Annotated in this window: 17 protein-coding genes; 10 read left to right on the top strand and 7 right to left on the bottom strand. The window is 68.8% G+C overall.

What is annotated here, in order from left to right:
- Positions 1-49: 49 nt before the first annotated feature.
- Positions 50-826: an isoprenyl transferase gene (locus ACFVM3_RS05115; protein WP_061986121.1), complete on the bottom strand. Its 777-nt coding sequence runs from the start codon at positions 824-826 to the stop codon at positions 50-52.
- A gap of 131 nt (positions 827-957) precedes the next feature.
- Between ACFVM3_RS05115 and ACFVM3_RS05110 the strand changes: the two genes are divergently transcribed.
- The 3 genes from ACFVM3_RS05110 to ACFVM3_RS05100 all read left to right on the top strand — a co-directional run bounded on the left by ACFVM3_RS05110 (position 958) and on the right by ACFVM3_RS05100 (position 3019).
- A complete protein-coding gene (locus ACFVM3_RS05110) occupies positions 958-1599 on the top strand; it encodes a hemolysin III family protein (protein WP_378435731.1) in 642 nt (213 codons plus the stop codon).
- 188 nt (positions 1600-1787) lie between these two features.
- The gene (locus ACFVM3_RS05105) at positions 1788-2237 is read left to right on the top strand and encodes a pyridoxamine 5'-phosphate oxidase family protein (RefSeq protein ID WP_378435682.1); all 450 of its coding nucleotides are present in this window, start codon (positions 1788-1790) and stop codon (positions 2235-2237) included.
- A 35-nt stretch (positions 2238-2272) separates the two neighbouring features.
- Entirely contained in the window at positions 2273-3019 is a 747-nt protein-coding gene (locus tag ACFVM3_RS05100) for a potassium channel family protein (RefSeq protein ID WP_378435680.1), read from the top strand.
- On the opposite strand, the gene ACFVM3_RS05095 is transcribed toward ACFVM3_RS05100, so the two are convergent.
- Entirely contained in the window at positions 2976-4862 is a 1887-nt protein-coding gene (locus ACFVM3_RS05095; protein ID WP_378435678.1) for an acyl-CoA dehydrogenase, read from the bottom strand. The genes ACFVM3_RS05100 and ACFVM3_RS05095 overlap by 44 nt on opposite strands.
- A 76-nt stretch (positions 4863-4938) precedes the next feature.
- On the bottom strand, positions 4939-5499 hold the full coding sequence (locus ACFVM3_RS05090) for a hypothetical protein (protein ID WP_378435729.1): 561 nt from the start codon (positions 5497-5499) through the stop codon (positions 4939-4941).
- Between the two features lie 183 nt (positions 5500-5682).
- Here ACFVM3_RS05090 and ACFVM3_RS05085 point away from each other — a divergent pair, with 183 nt between their 5' ends.
- Positions 5683-6135 (top strand): hypothetical protein, encoded by a 453-nt coding sequence (locus ACFVM3_RS05085; RefSeq protein WP_378435676.1) that lies wholly within the window; start codon positions 5683-5685, stop codon positions 6133-6135.
- Here ACFVM3_RS05085 and ACFVM3_RS05080 read toward each other — a convergent pair.
- Positions 6116-8134 carry a thioredoxin domain-containing protein gene (locus ACFVM3_RS05080; RefSeq protein ID WP_378435728.1) on the bottom strand — a complete coding sequence of 673 codons (2019 nt, stop codon included), beginning with the start codon at positions 8132-8134 and terminating at the stop codon, positions 6116-6118. The two genes, ACFVM3_RS05085 and ACFVM3_RS05080, sit on opposite strands and share 20 nt — an antisense overlap.
- 63 nt (positions 8135-8197) lie before the next feature.
- Between ACFVM3_RS05080 and ACFVM3_RS05075 the strand changes: the two genes are divergently transcribed.
- Together ACFVM3_RS05075 and ACFVM3_RS05070 are read left to right on the top strand one after the other, a co-directional pair.
- Positions 8198-9565 (top strand): 3' terminal RNA ribose 2'-O-methyltransferase Hen1, encoded by a 1368-nt coding sequence (locus tag ACFVM3_RS05075; RefSeq protein WP_378435674.1) that lies wholly within the window; start codon positions 8198-8200, stop codon positions 9563-9565.
- Positions 9562-12054, top strand: coding sequence for a polynucleotide kinase-phosphatase (locus ACFVM3_RS05070; RefSeq protein WP_378435672.1), 2493 nt, complete (start codon positions 9562-9564; stop codon positions 12052-12054). The genes ACFVM3_RS05075 and ACFVM3_RS05070 overlap by 4 nt, the downstream gene beginning before the upstream one ends.
- A 72-nt stretch (positions 12055-12126) precedes the next feature.
- Here ACFVM3_RS05070 and ACFVM3_RS05065 read toward each other — a convergent pair whose 3' ends face one another.
- Complete coding sequence (locus tag ACFVM3_RS05065) at positions 12127-12453, bottom strand: hypothetical protein (protein WP_378435670.1); 327 nt, start codon at positions 12451-12453, stop codon at positions 12127-12129.
- Positions 12454-13347: a mycothiol conjugate amidase Mca gene (gene mca / locus ACFVM3_RS05060; protein WP_378435668.1), complete on the bottom strand. Its 894-nt coding sequence runs from the start codon at positions 13345-13347 to the stop codon at positions 12454-12456.
- Between the two features lie 145 nt (positions 13348-13492).
- On the opposite strand from mca, the gene ACFVM3_RS05055 reads away from it, so the two are divergent.
- From ACFVM3_RS05055 to ACFVM3_RS05045, 3 genes are all read left to right on the top strand, one after another.
- On the top strand, positions 13493-13948 hold the full coding sequence (locus ACFVM3_RS05055) for a DUF4307 domain-containing protein (protein WP_125674051.1): 456 nt from the start codon (positions 13493-13495) through the stop codon (positions 13946-13948).
- A gap of 199 nt (positions 13949-14147) precedes the next feature.
- Positions 14148-14648 (top strand): transcription elongation factor GreA, encoded by a 501-nt coding sequence (gene greA / locus ACFVM3_RS05050; protein ID WP_016337198.1) that lies wholly within the window; start codon positions 14148-14150, stop codon positions 14646-14648.
- Between the two features lie 81 nt (positions 14649-14729).
- On the top strand, positions 14730-15533 hold the full coding sequence (locus ACFVM3_RS05045; protein WP_378435666.1) for an MBL fold metallo-hydrolase: 804 nt from the start codon (positions 14730-14732) through the stop codon (positions 15531-15533).
- Here the strand turns inward: ACFVM3_RS05045 and ACFVM3_RS05040 are convergent.
- Positions 15530-16003 (bottom strand): Lrp/AsnC family transcriptional regulator, encoded by a 474-nt coding sequence (locus tag ACFVM3_RS05040; protein WP_034305441.1) that lies wholly within the window; start codon positions 16001-16003, stop codon positions 15530-15532. The genes ACFVM3_RS05045 and ACFVM3_RS05040 overlap by 4 nt on opposite strands.
- A 122-nt stretch (positions 16004-16125) precedes the next feature.
- On the opposite strand from ACFVM3_RS05040, the gene hppD reads away from it, so the two are divergent.
- Positions 16126-17325 (top strand): 4-hydroxyphenylpyruvate dioxygenase, encoded by a 1200-nt coding sequence (gene hppD, locus ACFVM3_RS05035; protein WP_125791872.1) that lies wholly within the window; start codon positions 16126-16128, stop codon positions 17323-17325.
- Positions 17326-17540 lie beyond the last annotated feature (215 nt).

Genomic DNA, 17540 nt, shown 5'->3' with positions numbered 1-17540 from the left:
GACGTCGAAGGCCCCGGAGTGCACGCCGGGGCCTTCGTCATGTCCGGGGTCAGGAACCGAAGCGCCGGTGCCGCCACGCGTAATCGCGCATGGCGCGCAGGAAATCGACCCGGCGGAACGCGGGCCAATAAGCTTCGGTGAACCAGAATTCCGAATGCGCCGATTGCCAGAGCAGAAATCCGGAAAGCCGCTGCTCACCCGAGGTGCGGATAATCAGATCCGGATCCGGCTGGCCCGAGGTGTACATGTGTTCGGAGATGTGGTCGACATCCAGAATCTTCGCGAGCTCGCGGATCGAGGTGCCCTCGTCGGCGTGCTGGAGCAGGAGTTTGCGGACCGCGTCGGCGATCTCCTGACGCCCTCCGTAACCGACCGCGACGTTGACCTCCATCCCGGTGCGCCCCTCGGTGCGCTCCGCGGCCGCGCTGAGGGCCTTCGCGACCTCCGGGGGCAGCAGGTCGAGTGCGCCCACGATGCGAAGCCGCCACGGGGTGTGCGGCGCGGCGAGTTCGTCGGTGACGTCGGTGATGATCTTCAGCAACGGGCTCAGTTCCTCGGCCGCGCGGCCGAGGTTGTCCGTCGAGAGCAGCCACATGGTGACGACCTCGACGTCGGCCTCGTTGCACCAGCTCAGGAAGTCGGCGATCTTCTTGGCGCCCGCGCGGTGCCCGTCGGCGACGTCGGTGAAGCCCGCTTCGCGCGCCCAGCGGCGGTTGCCGTCCAGCATGATGGCGATGTGGCGTGGATGGCGCCCCTTGGCCTGCTGGATCAGGCGCCTGCCGTAGGCGCTGTACACGACGTCTGACAAGAAGGACCGAAGACTCACGCCACTGGAGAGTAGTCACCTCGCGGGTCCCAGTGGGACGCGCCACGGACACTGGCGAAAAACCTACGGTGCCGTAACCTGGGTGAGTGAGCGTAGTGACCGAACCCCAGCCGTCCGGCCCCACGCCCGTGGTGGACACGCGTCCTCGGTTGCGTGGGCACATCCACTTCTGGTCCTTCTTCGGCGCTGTCGCCGGAGCCTCGACCCTCATCAGCCTCGCGGCGTCCACTGTGTCGGGTATCGCCGCTTTGTCCACATCGGTCTATGGCTTGACCGTCCTCGGCGTCTTCGGCGTCAGCGCGCTGTACCACCGTCGCTTGTGGAGCCCACGAGCATACGAATGGATGAAGCGCGCCGACCATTCGATGATCTTCCTGTTCATCGCCGGCACCTACACGCCGTTCACCCTTCTGGCCATGTCCCAGCCGACCGGGTACATCGTGCTCGCGATCGTGTGGGGCGGCGCGATCGGCGGCGTCACCCTGAAGATGCTGTGGCCGAACGCGCCACGCTGGCTCGGCGTGCCGATCTACATCGCGCTGGGCTGGGTCGCCGTCTTCGTCCTGCCCGAACTGGCCACGCACGCCGGCGTCGCGGCGCTCGTCCTGCTCTGCGTCGGCGGGCTGTTCTACACGCTGGGCGCGGTGTTCTACGCGGTGAAGTGGCCGAACCACTTCCCGGACACCTTCGGGTACCACGAGTTCTTCCACGCCTGCACGGTTCTGGCGGCGGTTTCGCACTACATCGCGATCTGGCTGGCCATGTACGCGTAACTCACGTGATCAGGCGCGTAACTCACGTGTGGCGCGCCTGATCACGCGAGTTACGTCTCTGAACACGCGAGTTACGTCTCTGATCACGAGTGCGGCACCGGCGTGACCAGGACGGACACACGCGTGTTCCCTCTGGCACAAGAAAGTGCCTTCTTCCGGCGCCCCAGCCGGGGCCCCATGATCGCCCCATGGCCAAGAACGCACCGCCCCGCCGCCTCGCCGACGCGGCCCTCAGCGACTTCCTCTCCGAGCACACCTTCGGCGCACTCGCGACCCTCAAGCGCGATGGCCGCCCTCATCTCTCCACCGTCGTCTACATGTGGGATCCCGAGAGGCGCGAAGTCCGGATCAGCACGACCGAGGACCGCTTGAAGGTCAAGCAGCTCCGTAACAACCCCACCGCCTCCCTCTACGTCTCCAGCGCCGACCACTGGAAATTCGCTGTCGTGGAAGGAAAAGCGGAACTCTCCGAAGTCACTCGGACACCCGGCGACGCGGCAGGCCTCGACTATCTCGCCGCGCAGCGGCAAAAGCCCGGCGACGAAGCGGAGTTCCTCGAGACCATCGCGGCCGAGCGAAGGCTCTACATCACCCTCAAAACCGGCGAACTCTATGGAACGGCTCTCGACATCGCTTAACGTGCACCTGGAAAGGCCAGGTGAGGAGACGTCCGATGTGGGAAAAGCGGATGGAGTGGCCGCTCAACGCCGCCGCCGTACTGTTCCTGGCCGCGTACGCCTGGCCGATCCTTCAGCCCTCGCTCGGGCAGACCGGGCGGGTCTGGTGCGAGGTCGTCACGTGGGTCGCGTGGGCGGTCTTCGCCCTGGACTACGGCGTTCGTCTCAAGTACGCCGACGACAAGCGGGACTTCCTCAAGAAGAACATCTTCGACCTGCTGATCATCGTGCTCCCGCTGATCCGGCAACTGCGGCTGCTCCGCCTGGTCACGGTGCTCAACATCCTCAACCGCAACGCCGGCCTGTCGTTGCGCGGCCGCGTCGTGGTCTACACGGTGGGCGCGACGGCGCTCATCGTGTTCTGTTCGGCGCTCGCCGTGCTCGACGCCGAACGTGCCGCGCCGGACGCGCCGATCACCGACTTCCCGGACGCGGTGTGGTGGTCGATCACGACGATCACCACGGTCGGCTACGGCGACCGCTATCCGGTCAGCGGCACCGGCCGGGTCGTCGCGGTCGGGCTGATGGTCGCCGGGATCGCCCTGCTCGGTGTGGTCACCGCGACGCTCGCCTCGTGGCTGATCCGCCGGGTGGCCGAGGCCGACGAGAACGCGCAGGCGGTGACCCGCGAGCATCTCGACGAGCTGACCCGCGAGGTCAAGGCGTTGCGGGCCGAGCTCGCCGAGCAGCGTGCCGGGGTCAGTCCCGCAACATCGGAGCCGCTAGGTACCGCTCGGGGATAGCGAAGGCGTCCACGAGGGTCCGCGCGTGCGGGCGCAGGTCGGCGCACAACGCGTTCACCGCGGCGGTGACGGCCTTCGAGCGCCCGGAGGTCAGGCGCCCGTGTTCGAGGAACCAGCCCCGATCGGCCTCGATGTTCGCGAGCGCGTAGAGGTCGCAGACCCGCTCCAGCAGCTCACGGGCGTCAGCGTCGGCGCAGCGCTCGATGGCGTCGACGAACGCTTCCAGCACCACCCGGTCGACGTGCGCGCGTCCGGCGCGAAGCACGTGATCCTGCGCGTCGTTGAAGACACCGAAGGGGTCCGAACCCGCTTTACGCAGGCGCTGCGCGACGCCGCCGAGTACGTGCTCTTCGCGGTCTTCGAACAGCTTCAGGTGCCATTCGCGCGAGTAGAGGACGTCGCCGTCATCCGCTTCGGTGAGCCGCTCGACCACCTTCCGCGCGGACGTCCGTTCGATCACGGCCTCGACGAGCTGCTCCGCCACGAACCGCGCGGTCGCGAGTGGGCTGAGATCCTCGAAATGGTCCTTGTAGCTGGTCAACAGGCCCTTCGCGACCAGCTGCAGCAGCACGGTGTTGTCACCCTCGAAGGTGGTGAAGACGTCCGTGTCCGCTTTCAGCCCGGCGAGCAGGTTCTCCGACAGATAGCCGGAGCCGCCGCACGCTTCACGAGCCGCCTGGATGGTCGCGGTCGCGTGCCAGGTCGAGACGGCCTTGACGCCGGCGGCGCGCGACTCCAGCTCTCGCTGCTCTTCCTCCGGCGCGTCCTCGGCGAGGTCGTTCAGCGTCGCGACGAGTGCTTCCTGCGCGAAGTGCAGTGCGTACGACGTCGCCAGCGCGGGCAGCAGTTTCCGCTGGTGGGCGCGGTAGTCGAGGATCACGACCTCCTCGCCGTCGGGCCGCGCGAACTGCCGCCGCTGCTCGCCGTACCGGACGGCCAGCGCGAGCGCGCGCTTCGTCGCGCTGCCGGCGCTGCCCGCGACACTGACCCGGCCGCGGATGAGCGTTCCGAGCATCGTGAAGAACCTGCGGCCGTCGCTTTCGATCGGACTGCTGTACGTGCCGTCCTCGGCGACGTCACCGAACCGGTTGAGCAGTGCCTCGCGCGGGACCCTCACCTGGGTGAAGGTGAGCCGTCCGTTGTCGACGCCGTTGAGACCCGCCTTGCGACCGCAGTCCTCGATCTCGACGCCGCTCACGTGCTCACCGCGGATCGGCACCAGGAACGCGTGCACGCCGCGCGATTCGCCACCGGTGATCAGCTGCGCGAACACCACCGCGAGCTCGCCGTCGCGGGCGGCGTTGCCGATGTACTCCTTCATCGCGCCCCGGTCCGGCGTGTGCACGACGAACTCGCGCGTCGCCGGGTCGTAGGTCGCGGTGGTGCGCAGGTGCTGGACGTCCGAGCCGTGACCGTGCTCGGTCATCGCGAAACAGCCCAGCAGCTCCAGATCCTTGATCTTCCGCAGGTAGCGCTCGTGGTGGCGTTCGGTGCCGAGCAGCTGCACCGCGCCGCCGAACAGACCCCATTGGACACCGGCCTTCACCATCAGCGAGAGGTCGCCGAATCCCAGCATCTCGAACGACGTCAACGCGCCGCCGACGTCGCCGCCACCGCCGTACGCCGGGTCGAACCCGAGCCCCGGACGATCGGTGCGGGCCAGCAGCCGCAGCCCTTCGAGCACCTGGGCGCGATGGGCTTCGGTGTCGATGTCGACCGGGTCTTCGAAATCCTCCGCCGCCATCTGCGCGCGCACCGCGCGGCGGAGCCCGGCCCACCGTCCATCGAGGACGGCGGTCAGCGCGTCCGGGTCGATTTTCGCGGGAAGCCCTGGTGTGTCCACGATTCCTCCGATGCGGTGCGGTCTGCGTTCAGCCTGCCGCACCGCATCGGGAGGCGCAGCACAGAACAGACCGGCCTCAGGAAAGGTCCGGTCCCTGTGCGCGGAGATCGTCCACCTTGGTCATCGCCTCCCGGAGCTCGGCGAGCCAGGCGTCCGCGTGCTCCCCGACCAGCCGGACCGCCCAGGCGAGCGCCTCCGACCGCGACCGCGCGACGCCGGCGTCGACGAGAGTGTCGAGGACCAGGCGTTCCGGCTGCCGCAGCCTGGTCATCACCGGCGCCGAATGCGTGGTGAACAGCTGCCTCGTGCCGCCGAGGCTCGCGCCCCAGGCGACCTTGCGCTGATACCGGTGCTCGGCCTGGCGCGCGATCTCGATCCTCTCGTCGCGGGTCTCCTCACGGAACCGGCTGATCCGGCCGTCTTCGGCCGCCGCACGGGCGGCGTCGTCGGCGTGGTCACCGGTGAGCGGCGGGAGCTCGCCGACGATCACGATCTCTTCGCGATCCACCGTGACCTCGGGATCTCCGGTGAACCAGCCCTCCGGGAGCCGCCCGCCGAACCACGCGGCCGCGTCGTCCGCCGACGGGATGTCCGCCTGCTGCCAGCCGCCCCGGCCCTTCCAGCCTCCACGTCCCATCCGCCTCGCCGTCCTGAAGTAGGTGTGCATGCTCGCCTCCGCGATTACATGATTACAACAATACCGACGCTACGCCCGTATCAAGCGAGAGTCAGGCGTGTTCTCGCCCGGCGAAACCGCGGGCAACCTGATGACCTGCGCGGACGTGTTCCCATCAGCAGTCGGCGAGGAAAGGGGAACCTCATGCTGAAGAAGGTCATGATCGGCGCTCTCGTGCTCGGAGCGGCCCAGCTGGCGGTGGTCGCGCCCGCCGCGGCGGCCACCGGGCCCAGCTGGTACCTCGGCCCGGCCGAGCTCGGGCCCGGCGCGCGGATCTACGCCGAGACCAGGGCCGGGGCGGGCGGTTGCGTCCCGAACGGCCCGGTGACCTCGCCGGGTCTCGCCGAGCCGATCGGCTGGACCATCGGCGGGAACTTCGGGAAATACGGCGGTTACGGGCATGTGGTGAAGACACCCGGCACCTACGTCGCGACGCTTACCTGCACCGATGGCCGCAAGTCGGCCCGGACGTTCACGGTGACGGGTGTCCCGCCGGAACCCACCAAGCCCACGCCGAGGCCGCAGGTCGCGGTGAAACCGGCAGGCGCACCACAGACCGGCGGCGGCGCCTTCGCCCCTATGGCGTGGGACTGGTGAGCTGAGAGCGCAGTTCCTCCGCGGTCGTGACGGGCCGCTCGCACACGTACCCACGGCACACGTACGCGGCGGCGGCACCGTCGACCAGCGGCCGATCCGCCAGCAGCGGTACTCCGTCCGCGTCCGGCGTGCCGCTCACGACGACGGCGCCGTCCGGCGACGAAGCGAGGGCGGCGGCCAGCAGCTCCGCGCGTGAAGCGGCATCCGGACCGACCACCGCCACCTGAACCGGGCCGGCAGCGGCGGCTTCGGCGACCGTGAGCCAGTGTCCGGCGAACCGTGGCGCGTGGGCGGCGAGCCGTCCCGCCCGCGCCAAGGCCTGCTCTGCCGCCTCGCGGTAGCGGCCCACCCGGTCGTGCCCGGCCAGCACGGACGCGGTCAGCAACGCGTTCGCCAGCGCCGACGCCCCCGACGGGCTCGCGTTGTCGGTCGGGTCGGAAGGCCGCTGCACCAGCACTTCCGCGTCGTCGGCCGTGTCGTAGTAGGCCCCCGTCGCGTCCGGAACGCCGAAGTGGGCCAAGGCGAGGTCCAGCAGGGTGAGCGCGTCGGCGAGCCAACGCGGCTCGCCGGTCGCCTGGTGGAGTTCGAGCAGGCCCTCGGCGAGGCACGCGTAGTCCTCCAGCACCCCGGCCGTCGCGCCGACGACGCCGCCGCGCGAAGTCCGGCGCAGCCGTCCGTCCACGAAATGGGTGCTCATCAGGAAAGCCGCCGCACGGGCGGCCGCATCGATCCACTGCGGACGGTTCGACCGCGCGCCCGCTTTGGCGAGCGCGCCGATCGCGAGCCCGTTCCACGCGGCGATGACCTTGTCGTCACGAGCGGGCTGCGGACGTTCGTCGCGCGCGGCCAGCAGCGTGCGGCGAACTCGCGCATAACGCGTTTCGTCCTCGGGATGCGGCTCGCGCAGCCGCAGGGTCGAGGCACCATGCTCGAAGTTGCCCCGTTCGGTCACCTGGAACAGTCCGGCCGCCCAGGCGCCGTCCTCCTCACCGAGCACCTCGGCCAGCTGCGCGGGAGTCCAGACATAGGTGAGCCCCTCGACGCCATCGGTGTCCGCGTCGAGCGACGCGGCGAAACCGCCTTCGGCCGTGCCGAGGTCGCGCAGCAGGAACTCCGCGGTCTCCTCGACCGTGCGCCGCGCGTACTCGTGCCCGGTCACCCCGTGGAACTGCGCGTAGAAACGCAGCAGCAAACCGTTGTCGTACAACATCTTCTCGAAGTGCGGCACTTCCCAGCCCGCGTCGACCGAGTAGCGCGCGAACCCGCCGGCGAGCTGGTCGTTGAGGCCGCCCAGTGCCATCGCCTCGGCCGTGTGCTCGACCATGTCGAGGCCGGAACCGGTGCGCTCGTGGTGACGCAGCAGGAAGTTCAACGCCATCGTCGGCGGGAACTTCGGCGCTCCCCCGAATCCGCCGTTCCCGGTGTCGTACTCCTTGCGCAGCGTGGCGACCGCGGAATCGAGCGCGGCACCGTCCACAACGGACTCCGGCAGCGGCCCGCTCTTCTCCGTGAGGTGGGCGATGATCTGCCGGGCACCGGATCGCAACTCGTCAGGACGCTCACCCCAGGCTTCGGCCACGGCGACGAGCAGCTGCGAGAACGACGGCATCCCCGGCCGCGGTGACGGCGGATAGTAAGTGCCGCAATGGAACGGCTCCCCCTCCGGCGTCAGGAAACACGTCATCGGCCAGCCGCCCTGTCCGGTCATCGCCTGCGTGGCCGCCATGTACACCGAGTCGATGTCCGGGCGCTCCTCGCGGTCCACCTTGATGTTGACGAAGTTCGCGTTCATCAGCGTGGCGGTGGCCTCGTCCTCGAAGGACTCGTGCGCCATGACGTGACACCAGTGGCAAGCCGCGTAGCCGACCGAAAGCAGGATCGGCACGTTCCGGCGTTTCGCCTCGGCAAGCGCTTCTTCACCCCATGGCCACCAGTCCACCGGGTTCTCGGCGTGCTGCAGCAGGTACGGACTGGTCGCGGCCTTCAGGCGGTTCGACATGTCACCAGGGTCGCACGCGGAAAAGCGGGCGCGCAGAACGGCCGTCTGCGCGACACTCATCCGGTGCTCCTGACCATGACGACCACCCGGAACCCCGCCACCGACCTGGGCTTTCTCCTGCACAAGCATCCGGAGAAGGCGCAGTCCTTCACGCTGTCGGCGGGAAACGCGCACGTCTTCTATCCCGAGGCGTCCGACGAGCGCTGCACCGTCGCGCTGCTGGTCGAGATCGACCCGATCGAGCTGGTGCGCGGTGGTGGCACGTCGCTGACCCAGTACGTCAACGACCGGCCGTACGCGGGCGGCTCGTATCTGGCGGTGGCGCTGCGCGCGGTCTTCACGACGGCGCTGGCGGGCCGGTGCGCGAAACGGCCGGAGCTGGTCGACGAGCGGCTCCCGCTGGAGATCCGCGTCCCGTCGCTGACCGCGCGCGGTGGCGCGGAGGTCGTTCACAAGCTTTTCGAACCGCTCGGCTGGCACGTCGACGCGAAGGCCATCCCGCTCGACACCGAATTCCCGCAATGGGGCGATTCGCGCTACGTCGATCTCCGGCTGACCGGGACCCAGCGGGTCGTCGACGCGTTGCGGCACTTGTACGTTCTGCTGCCCGCGCTCGACGGCGACAAGCACTACTGGATCGGCCAGGACGAAGCCGACAAGTTGCTGCGTGTCGGCGAGGGCTGGCTCGCGGAGCATCCGGAAAGAAACCTGATCACCGACCGGTACCTCGAACGACGCCGCCCGATCGTCTCGTACGCGCTCACCCGCCTGGCGGAAGCGGACGACGTGCCCGCCGAGGCCGAAGCCCGCGTCACCGAGCTGCCGGACCGGCCCGAACCGCTGGCCGTCCAGCGCCAGGGCAGTGTGCTCGCGGCGCTCCGGGCGGCGGGCGCGCGGCGCGTTCTCGACCTCGGCTGCGGCGGTGGCGCGCTGCTGCGCGTGCTCCAGAAGGAGCCGTCGTTCACCGAGATCGTCGGCGTCGACGTGTCCGCGAGCGCGCTCGACATCGCCGAAAAGCGGCTGAAAGTCAAGACGCGGATCACCCTGAAGCAGTCCGCGCTGACGTACGCGGACCCGTCGCTGGCCGGATACGACGCGGCCGTGCTGATGGAGGTGATCGAGCACGTCGACGAGGAGCGCCTGCCCGCGCTGGAGCACGCCGTGTTCGGTGTCGCCGCGCCGCGGACCGTGCTCGTCACGACGCCGAACGCCGAGTACAACCGGCACTTCGAATTCCTCGAAGACGGCCGGTTCCGGCACGCCGACCACCGTTTCGAATGGACCCGCGAGCAGTTCCGCTCGTGGGCGGAGGACGTCGCGGCACGACACGGCTACGACGTCCGGCACCTGCCGGTGGGACAGGAGTCCCAGGAATCAGGACCGCCGACCCAAATGGCGGTCTTCACGTCTCGAAAGGAGGCCGTGGCATGAAACTGACCATTCCCGACATGTCCCTCGTCGTGCTCGTCGGCGCCTCCGGCTCCGGCAAGTCGACCTTCGCGCGGACGCATTTCGCGCCGACGCAGGTGCTGTCCAGCGACTACTTCCGCGGCCTGGTGGCCGACGACGAGAACGACCAGAGCGCCTCGGCCGCCGCTTTCGACGTGCTCCACTACGTCGCGGCGAAGCGGCTCGAAGCGGGCCGGATCACCGTGATCGACGCGACGAACGTCCAGCGCGCGTCACGGGCAAGCCTGCTGAAGCTGGCGAAGGAGCACGACGTCCTCCCGACGGCGATCGTGCTGGATCTGCCCGTGAAGGTCTGCCACGAACGCAACGAGGCCAGGCCCGACCGCGACTTCGGCGAGCACGTCGTCCGGCGGCAGCGCGGCGAACTCCACCGTTCGCTGAAGTCGTTGGAGCGCGAGGGTTTCCGTCGCGTGCACGTGTTGCGGAGCGAAGCCGAGGTCGCCGAAGCGGAGATCGTCGTCGAGCCGCTGCGCAACGACCGCCGCGAACTGACCGGGCCGTTCGACGTGATCGGCGACGTCCACGGCTGCCGGGAGGAACTGGACGAACTGCTCACCGAACTGGGTTACGTCGACGGCGTGCACCCGGACGGCCGGACCGCGGTGTTCGTCGGCGACCTCGTCGACCGCGGCCCCGACACGCCTGGCGTGCTTCGCCGGGTGATGGCGATGGCCGAGGCGGGCAGCGCGCTGGTCGTCTGCGGGAACCACGAGCAGAAACTGGTCCGCGCGCTGAACGGGCGCGACGTCAAGAGGACGCACGGACTCGCGGAATCACTGGAACAGCTTTCCACGCAGGACGACGACTTCCGCGCGAAGGCGCACGCTTTCTGCGAAGGCCTTATCGCGCACTACGTTCTCGACGGCGGCAAGCTCGTCGTCGCGCACGCCGGTCTGCCCGAGAAGTTCCACGGGCGCGCGTCCGGCCGGGTCCGGAGCACCGCGCTGTACGGCGACACGACCGGAGAGACCGACGAGTACGGCCTGCCGGTGCGCCTGCCGTGGGCGCGCGACTACCGCGGCAAGGCGATGGTCCTCTATGGACACACGCCGACGCTGGAACCGGAGTGGATCAACGGGACCATGTGTCTCGACACCGGCTGCGTCTTCGGCGGCAAGCTGACCGCTTTGCGTTACCCGGAGCGGGAAGTCGTCTCGGTGAAGGCGAAGAAGGTCTGGTACGAGCCGTCACGTCCGCTCGAACCGGCGCGGCCGCCGGGCGGACGCGAACCGGCGGTGCTGGAACTGGGCGACGTCACCGGGAAGCGGATCGTCGAGACGCGGCACCACGGCAGGGTCGGGGTTTCCGCCGAACAGTCGGCGGCGGCGCTCGAAGTGATGAGCCGCTTCGCCGTCGACCCGCGCTGGCTGCCGTACCTGCCGCCGACCATGGCGCCGTGTTCGACGTCCGAGGTGGACGGCTACCTCGAACACCCCGAGGAGGCTTTCGCCGAGTTCCGCGCCTCGGGTGTCGACCACGTCCTGTGCGAGGAGAAGCACATGGGCTCGCGTGCCGTCGTACTCGTCTGCCGTGACGACGACGTGGCGCCCGCCCGGTTCGGGATCCAGGGTCCGGGCGCGGTCTACACCCGCACCGGGCGGCCGTTCTTCACCCCGGAGCAGAACGCACGGCTGCTCGCCGGTGTGCGGGACGCGGCTTCGGAGCTGTTCGACGAACTGGACACCGGCTGGCTGCTGCTCGACACGGAGTTGCTGCCGTGGAGCGCGAAAGCGGGGTCGCTGATCTCGGATCAGTACGCGGCCGTTGGCGCGGCGGCCCAAGCCGTGCTGCCCGCCGCCGTCGCCTCACTGGACGCGGCCGCCGCTCGTGGGGTCGACGTGGCGGAGCTGGTGGAGCGGACCCGGGTTCGCGAGTCCACTGTGGACGCGTATCGGCGGGCGTACCGGCGTTACTGCTGGCCGACCGACGGTCTCGACGGCGTCCGGCTGGCGCCGTTCCAGATCCTGGCGTCGGAGGGACACGCGTACCACGACCGGCCGCACGAGTGGCACCTTTCGCTGCTGGACCGGCTCACCGGCGACCTGTTCACCCGCACACGAACTCTCTCCGTCGACACCACCGACCAGGCTTCCGTGACGCGCGGCGTCGACTGGTGGCTGGAGCTGACCGGTGCGGGCGGCGAGGGCATGGTCGTCAAACCGGCGGCGAACCTGACGCGGGGCGCGCGCGGGTTGGTGCAACCGGGGGTGAAGGTGCGCGGGCGCGAGTACCTGCGGATCATCTACGGGCCCGACTACACGCTGCCGGAGAACCTCTCGCGCCTTCGCAAGCGGGGTCTCAACCGGAAGCGGGCGCTGGCGCTGCGCGAGTACGCGCTGGGGCTGGAGGCGCTGGAGCGGCTGGCGCGCGGGGAACCGCTGTGGCGGGTGCACGAATGCGTGTTCGCCGTGCTGGCGCTGGAGTCGGATCCGGTCGACCCGCGCCTTTGACGCGCTTCGGGAATGCTATGAAAGGTCCTTTCCTTGCAAATTTTGCAAGGAAAGGACCTTTCATAGCGGCGCTCAGTCGGACTTGGCGGTCGGCTTCTCCGTCTTGGCGGCCGACTCAGTGTCAGCCTTCGGGGCCTCGGGAGCTTCCTCGACCGGAGCCTCCGCGGAAACCGCAGGCTCGTCGAAGCTCTCCGGAACACGCTTCAGGTGCTTGGTCATCGACCGCACCAGCAGCGCGACGGCGATCAGGAACAGGATCAGGATCAGGAAACCCACCGGCGACGACTTGCCGAAGTCCTCACCTTGGCCGCCGTTGTCGCCGTTGCCGGGCTGCTGCGCCAGGAACTGCGACGTCGCCGTCACCGGAACGACAGCGAACGCCGGCACCACGAAACTCATCTAGCCCTCCTTCAAGCCGGCGAACAGATCGTCCTCCGGCAGGGTGCTGTCCACCAGTGAGCGGACCAGCTCGTACTCCTCGGTCGGCCAGACCTCGCGCTGCAGGTCGCGCGGGACGGCGAACCAGCGGCTGTTCGGGTCGATCTGGGTGGCGTGCGCCTTGAGGGCCTCGTCACGCTGCTCGAAGTAGTCGCCGCATTCGACGCGGGTGGTCACCCGCTCCATGACGTCGGCCTTCTCCGGGTCCCACGACTTGAGCCACTCCTCGTACGGCGACTCCAGGCCGCGTTCGAGCAGGGCCTCGTGGAACACCGTCATCCTGGCACGCGAGAAGCCGTGCACGTAGTACAGCTTCATCGGCTGCCACGGCTCGCCGGCGTCCGGGTAACGCCCCTCCTCGCCCGCGGCGTCGAAGGCCGCGACCGAGATCTCGTGCGTGCGGATGTGGTCGGGGTGCGGGTACCCGCCGTTCTCGTCGTAGGTGACGATCACGTGCGGGCGGAACTCGCGGATGACCTTCACCAGCGCACCGGTGGACTCTTCGAGCGGGATGACCGCGAACGAGCCCTCCGGCACCGGGGGCAGCGGGTCGCCCTCGGGCAGGCCCGAGTCGACGAATCCGAGCCAGGCGTGGCTCACGCCGAGGATCTTGGCCGCGCGGGCCATCTCCTCGCGGCGGATCTCGGTCATGTTGGCCACTACCTCGGGGCGGTCCATGGCCGGGTTCAGCACACTGCCCGCTTCGCCGCCGGTACAGGTCACGACCATGACCTCGTGTCCTTCGGCGGCGTACCTGGCCATGGTGGCGGCACCCTTGCTCGACTCGTCGTCGGGGTGCGCGTGCACCGCCATCAGGCGGAGGCGTGACTTCGGCGGTTCATTGGCTGACACCATGCTCCGAACGTCCCCTTCTCGTTCCCTATTCCCCTGCGACCCTGCCTGACGGCCCGCCCGGCCGGGCGCGGATACTCGAGGGGAACCACTCGCATACGACCCCATTGTCCCTGCGAGCACGACGAGACCTACCGGGAGGCCCGGGTTGAGCACGGGACAGGACGCTCCCAGCGCGGAAAGCACCCGGACGGACGTGCCCGAGGATCGCTACGGCAAGACCCGCGCCGCGAAGCCCGCCCGCTGGCGGCGCCTGGTGTTCGGCCTGGTCGCGCTGCTGGTCAGCGGCGGAATCGCCTATGTCGCGTACACGAACTTCGGCAGCGCGCCCATCGAGGGCGAGCGCGTCTCGTTCGACGAGAAACCGGGCGACGCGATGGAGATCACCATCAACGTGACCAGGGACGATGTGAACCGTCCCGGCGTGTGCGTCGTCCGGGTCCGCGACAAGGCGGGGGCCGAAAGCGGCCGTAAAGAGGTCTTGATTCAGCCCGGTTCGAAGAACAGCAGGGTGACGACCACCATCAAGAGCATCGGAAGGCCGGTCACGGCTGATATCTTCGGGTGCTCATACGACGTACCACGGTACCTGTCAAGGCCATAGCGGCCAACGGGGTGAAACGGGCGCCCAACGCCGAGGCGCGACCGAATTCCACCGGCGGCGATGCCTCGCGCCGTGTTACTCTGATCTACCGGCACGGCCCAAGACGGGCCGTGTTTTTCCTTTATCTCAGCCAGGCCGGCGCGCCATGCCGGTCCGGTGGCCGGCTTGTACACCCAAGCCTGGCAGGCCCTACTAGGAGATGGTGACCGTGAGCGACACAAAGGTGACCTGGCTGACCCAGGATGCCTACGACAGGCTCAAGCAGGAACTCGACCACTACATCGAGCTCCGCCCGGTCATCGCTGCGAAGATCAACGACAGCCGGGAAGAGGGCGACCTCAAGGAGAACGGCGGTTACCACGCCGCCCGCGAAGAGCAGGGCCAGCACGAGGCCCGCATCCGCCACCTCCAGGAGCTCCTCCGCTCGGCGAAGGTGGGCGAGCCGCCCGCCAACGACGGCAGCGCGGGACCGGGCAAGGTCCTCACCGTGCGTTACGACGGTGACGACGAAGACGAGAACTTCCTCTTGGCGACCCGTGAAGAGGGAACCGAGGGTGACCTGGACGTCTACTCGCCGGAGTCCCCGCTCGGCAAGGCGCTCCTCGGCGCCAAAGAGGGCGAGACCCGCGAGTACGAGCTGCCCAACGGCAGCATCCAGAAGGTGACGCTCGTCAAGGCCGTGCCCTACACCGGCAAGTGAGCCACGTATGCGCCCGGCCCGATATGGCCGGGCGCGCGGAACAGCCGTTAGCGTGACCTCCGGAGAATTCTGGAGGGAATCATGAGCGAGCTACCGATCTGCGTCGCCTGTGGCATGCAGTACGCGGAACCCAGGTCCGACTGCCCGATCTGCGAGGACGAACGTCAGTACGTCCCGCAGGCCGGGCAGCGGTGGACCGACCTGAACACCATCCGCGCGAGCGGGACTTACACGGCTCGCATCGAGGAGCAGGGCCCCGGCCTCATCGGGGTCGGGTCCACTCCCAACTTCGCCATCGGCGAGCGGGCGCTGCTGGTCAAGGCCAGTTCCGGCAACTTCCTCTGGGACTGCGCGGGCTACCTCGACGACGACCTCGTCGGCCAGGTCCGCGAACTCGGCGGGATCACCGGTATCGCGATCAGCCACCCGCACTACTACACCACCATGGTCGAGTGGGCCCACGCCTTCGACGCGCCCATCTACCTGCACGAGGGCGACCGGCAGTGGATCGGCAGGCCGGATCCGGCGATCAAGCTGTGGAGCGGCGCGACCCTCGACGTCGCCCCCGACCTGCGGCTGATCAACCTCGGCGTGCATTTCGCAGGCGGGACCGTGCTGCACTGGCCGGACGGCGAGAACGGCCGCGGCGCGGTGCTCTCGGGCGACATCCTGCAGGTCATCCCGGACCGCCGCTTCGTCGGCATGATGTACAGCTACCCGAACCTGATCCCGGAACGGCCCGAGGTCGTCCGCCGCGCCGCCGAGATGCTCGAACCGTACGAGTTCGAGGCGATCTACGGCGCCTGGTGGGACGCGATCATCCGCACCGACGGGCACGAGGCCGTCCAGCGGTCGGCGAAGCGCTACCTCAGCCAGGTGGGCTAGCTCCTCGCCAGCCGTTCCAGCAGCGGCCGTACGCGCGGCGGGACCGGCGTCGAGAGCGCGATCGACGTCGACGTCCGCCGCACGTACGGCGCGCCGACCACCTCGTCCACCACCCGCTGCAGGTCGTCGTTGTTGCGCGCCACCATCCGCACGAAAAGGTCGCCCTGACCGGTCGTCGCGTAGACCTCGCACACCTCGTCGATCGCGGACAGCGCCTCCGCGACCTCGGCCCGGCGGCCCTGCGCGATCTCCAGGACGGCGAACGCGGTGAGGCCGTACCCCATCGCCGCGAGGTCGAGCTCGGGAGGGAAACCGCCGAGGATCCCGCGTTCGGTCAGCCGGTCCAGCCTGGCCTGCACGGTGCCCCGCGCGACGCCGAGACGGCGGGCGCATTCGAGCACGCCGAGCCGGGGCGAGTCGGTGAGCAACAGCAGCAGCCGCGCGTCCAGCGCGTCGAGTGCTTCCGACATGGGGCCTACCTCCTACGCAGATTGTCCACTTTGACTGCGCCACCCGGCCCTCGGCTGGACATAGTGCGCAGTGAAATCTTTGACCGTTGCGCATTTTGTCACGCGCTCGGATGCTTCAGGGCATGACGCACACAGTGGAACCCCAGGGTGCTCTTGACGACGTGAGCTACGACCAGCTGCGTCAGCTCGTCGGCCTCGTCGATCACGACTCTTCGACCGACCCCTTCCCGGTGAAGTCGATGGACGCGGTGGTGTTCATCGCGGGCAACGCCACGCAGACCGCGTGGTTCTACCAGGTCGCCTTCGGCATGCGGCTCGTCGCGTACTCCGGCCCCGAGACCGGGAACTTCGAGCGCAAGTCGTTCGTGCTGAAGTCGGGCTCGGCCCGCTTCGTGATCACCGGCGGCGTCAAGCCCGATTCCCCGCTGCTCGACCACCACCGCCGCCACGGCGACGGCGTCATCGACCTCGCGCTCGAGGTCGCCGACGTCGACCGGTGCATCGAGCACGCCCGCTCGCAGGGCGCCACCGTCCTCGAGGAGCCGCACGACGTCTCCGACGAGCACGGCACCGTGCGCATCGCCGCGATCGCGACCTACGGCGAGACCCGCCACACCCTGGTCGACCGGTCGAAGTACACCGGCGTCTACCTGCCGGGCTACGAGCCGCGCGAGAGCAGCGTCGTCCGCCCCGAAGGCGCGCCGAAGCGGCTGTTCCAGGCCGTCGACCACTGCGTCGGCAACGTCGAACTCGGCAAGATGGACTACTGGGTCGACTGGTACCACCGCGTCATGGGCTTCGTGAACATGGCGGAGTTCGTCGGCGACGACATCGCGACCGAGTACTCGGCGCTGATGAGCAAGGTGGTCTCCAACGGCAACCACCGCGTCAAGTTCCCGCTCAACGAGCCGGCGATCGCGAAGAAGAAGTCGCAGATCGACGAATACCTCGAGTTCTACGGCGGCGCGGGCTGCCAGCACATCGCGCTGGCCACCAACGACATCGTCGCGACGGTGAAGGCGATGCGCGCCGCGGGCGTCGAGTTCCTCGACACCCCGGACTCCTACTACGACGACCCGGAGCTGCGCGCGCGGATCGGCGAGGTCCGGGTGCCGATCGAGAAGCTCAAGGAGCACCGCATCCTGGTCGACCGCGACGAGGACGGCTATCTGCTGCAGATCTTCACCAAGCCGATCGGCGACCGCCCGACGGTGTTCTACGAGCTCATCGAGCGGCACGGTTCGCTCGGTTTCGGCAAGGGCAACTTCAAGGCCCTGTTCGAGGCCATCGAGCGTGAGCAGGAGCGCCGAGGCAACCTCTAACGGCGAGGCGCCATCGGCGCAGCGCCGAGGCAACCTCTGACCCCGGCAGTTCGCAGGGCGTGAAAGGGCTCTTCATCGCACTTCGTGTGGTGAAGGGCCCTTTCGCTGCGTGACGGGGCCGACTTTGTCGGCGCTGGGTGGTACACCGGACTGGAACTAAACTTTCGAGCACTCCGGAACCGAAGGCTCCTCCGGACCGTCAGTGTGAAGACGTC

The organism is Amycolatopsis sp. NPDC057786 (assembly GCF_042797905.1).
Classification (GTDB): domain Bacteria; phylum Actinomycetota; class Actinomycetes; order Mycobacteriales; family Pseudonocardiaceae; genus Amycolatopsis.
The sequence above is the reverse complement of the archived record's forward strand: the minus strand, read 5'-3'. Positions and strand labels throughout refer to the sequence as shown.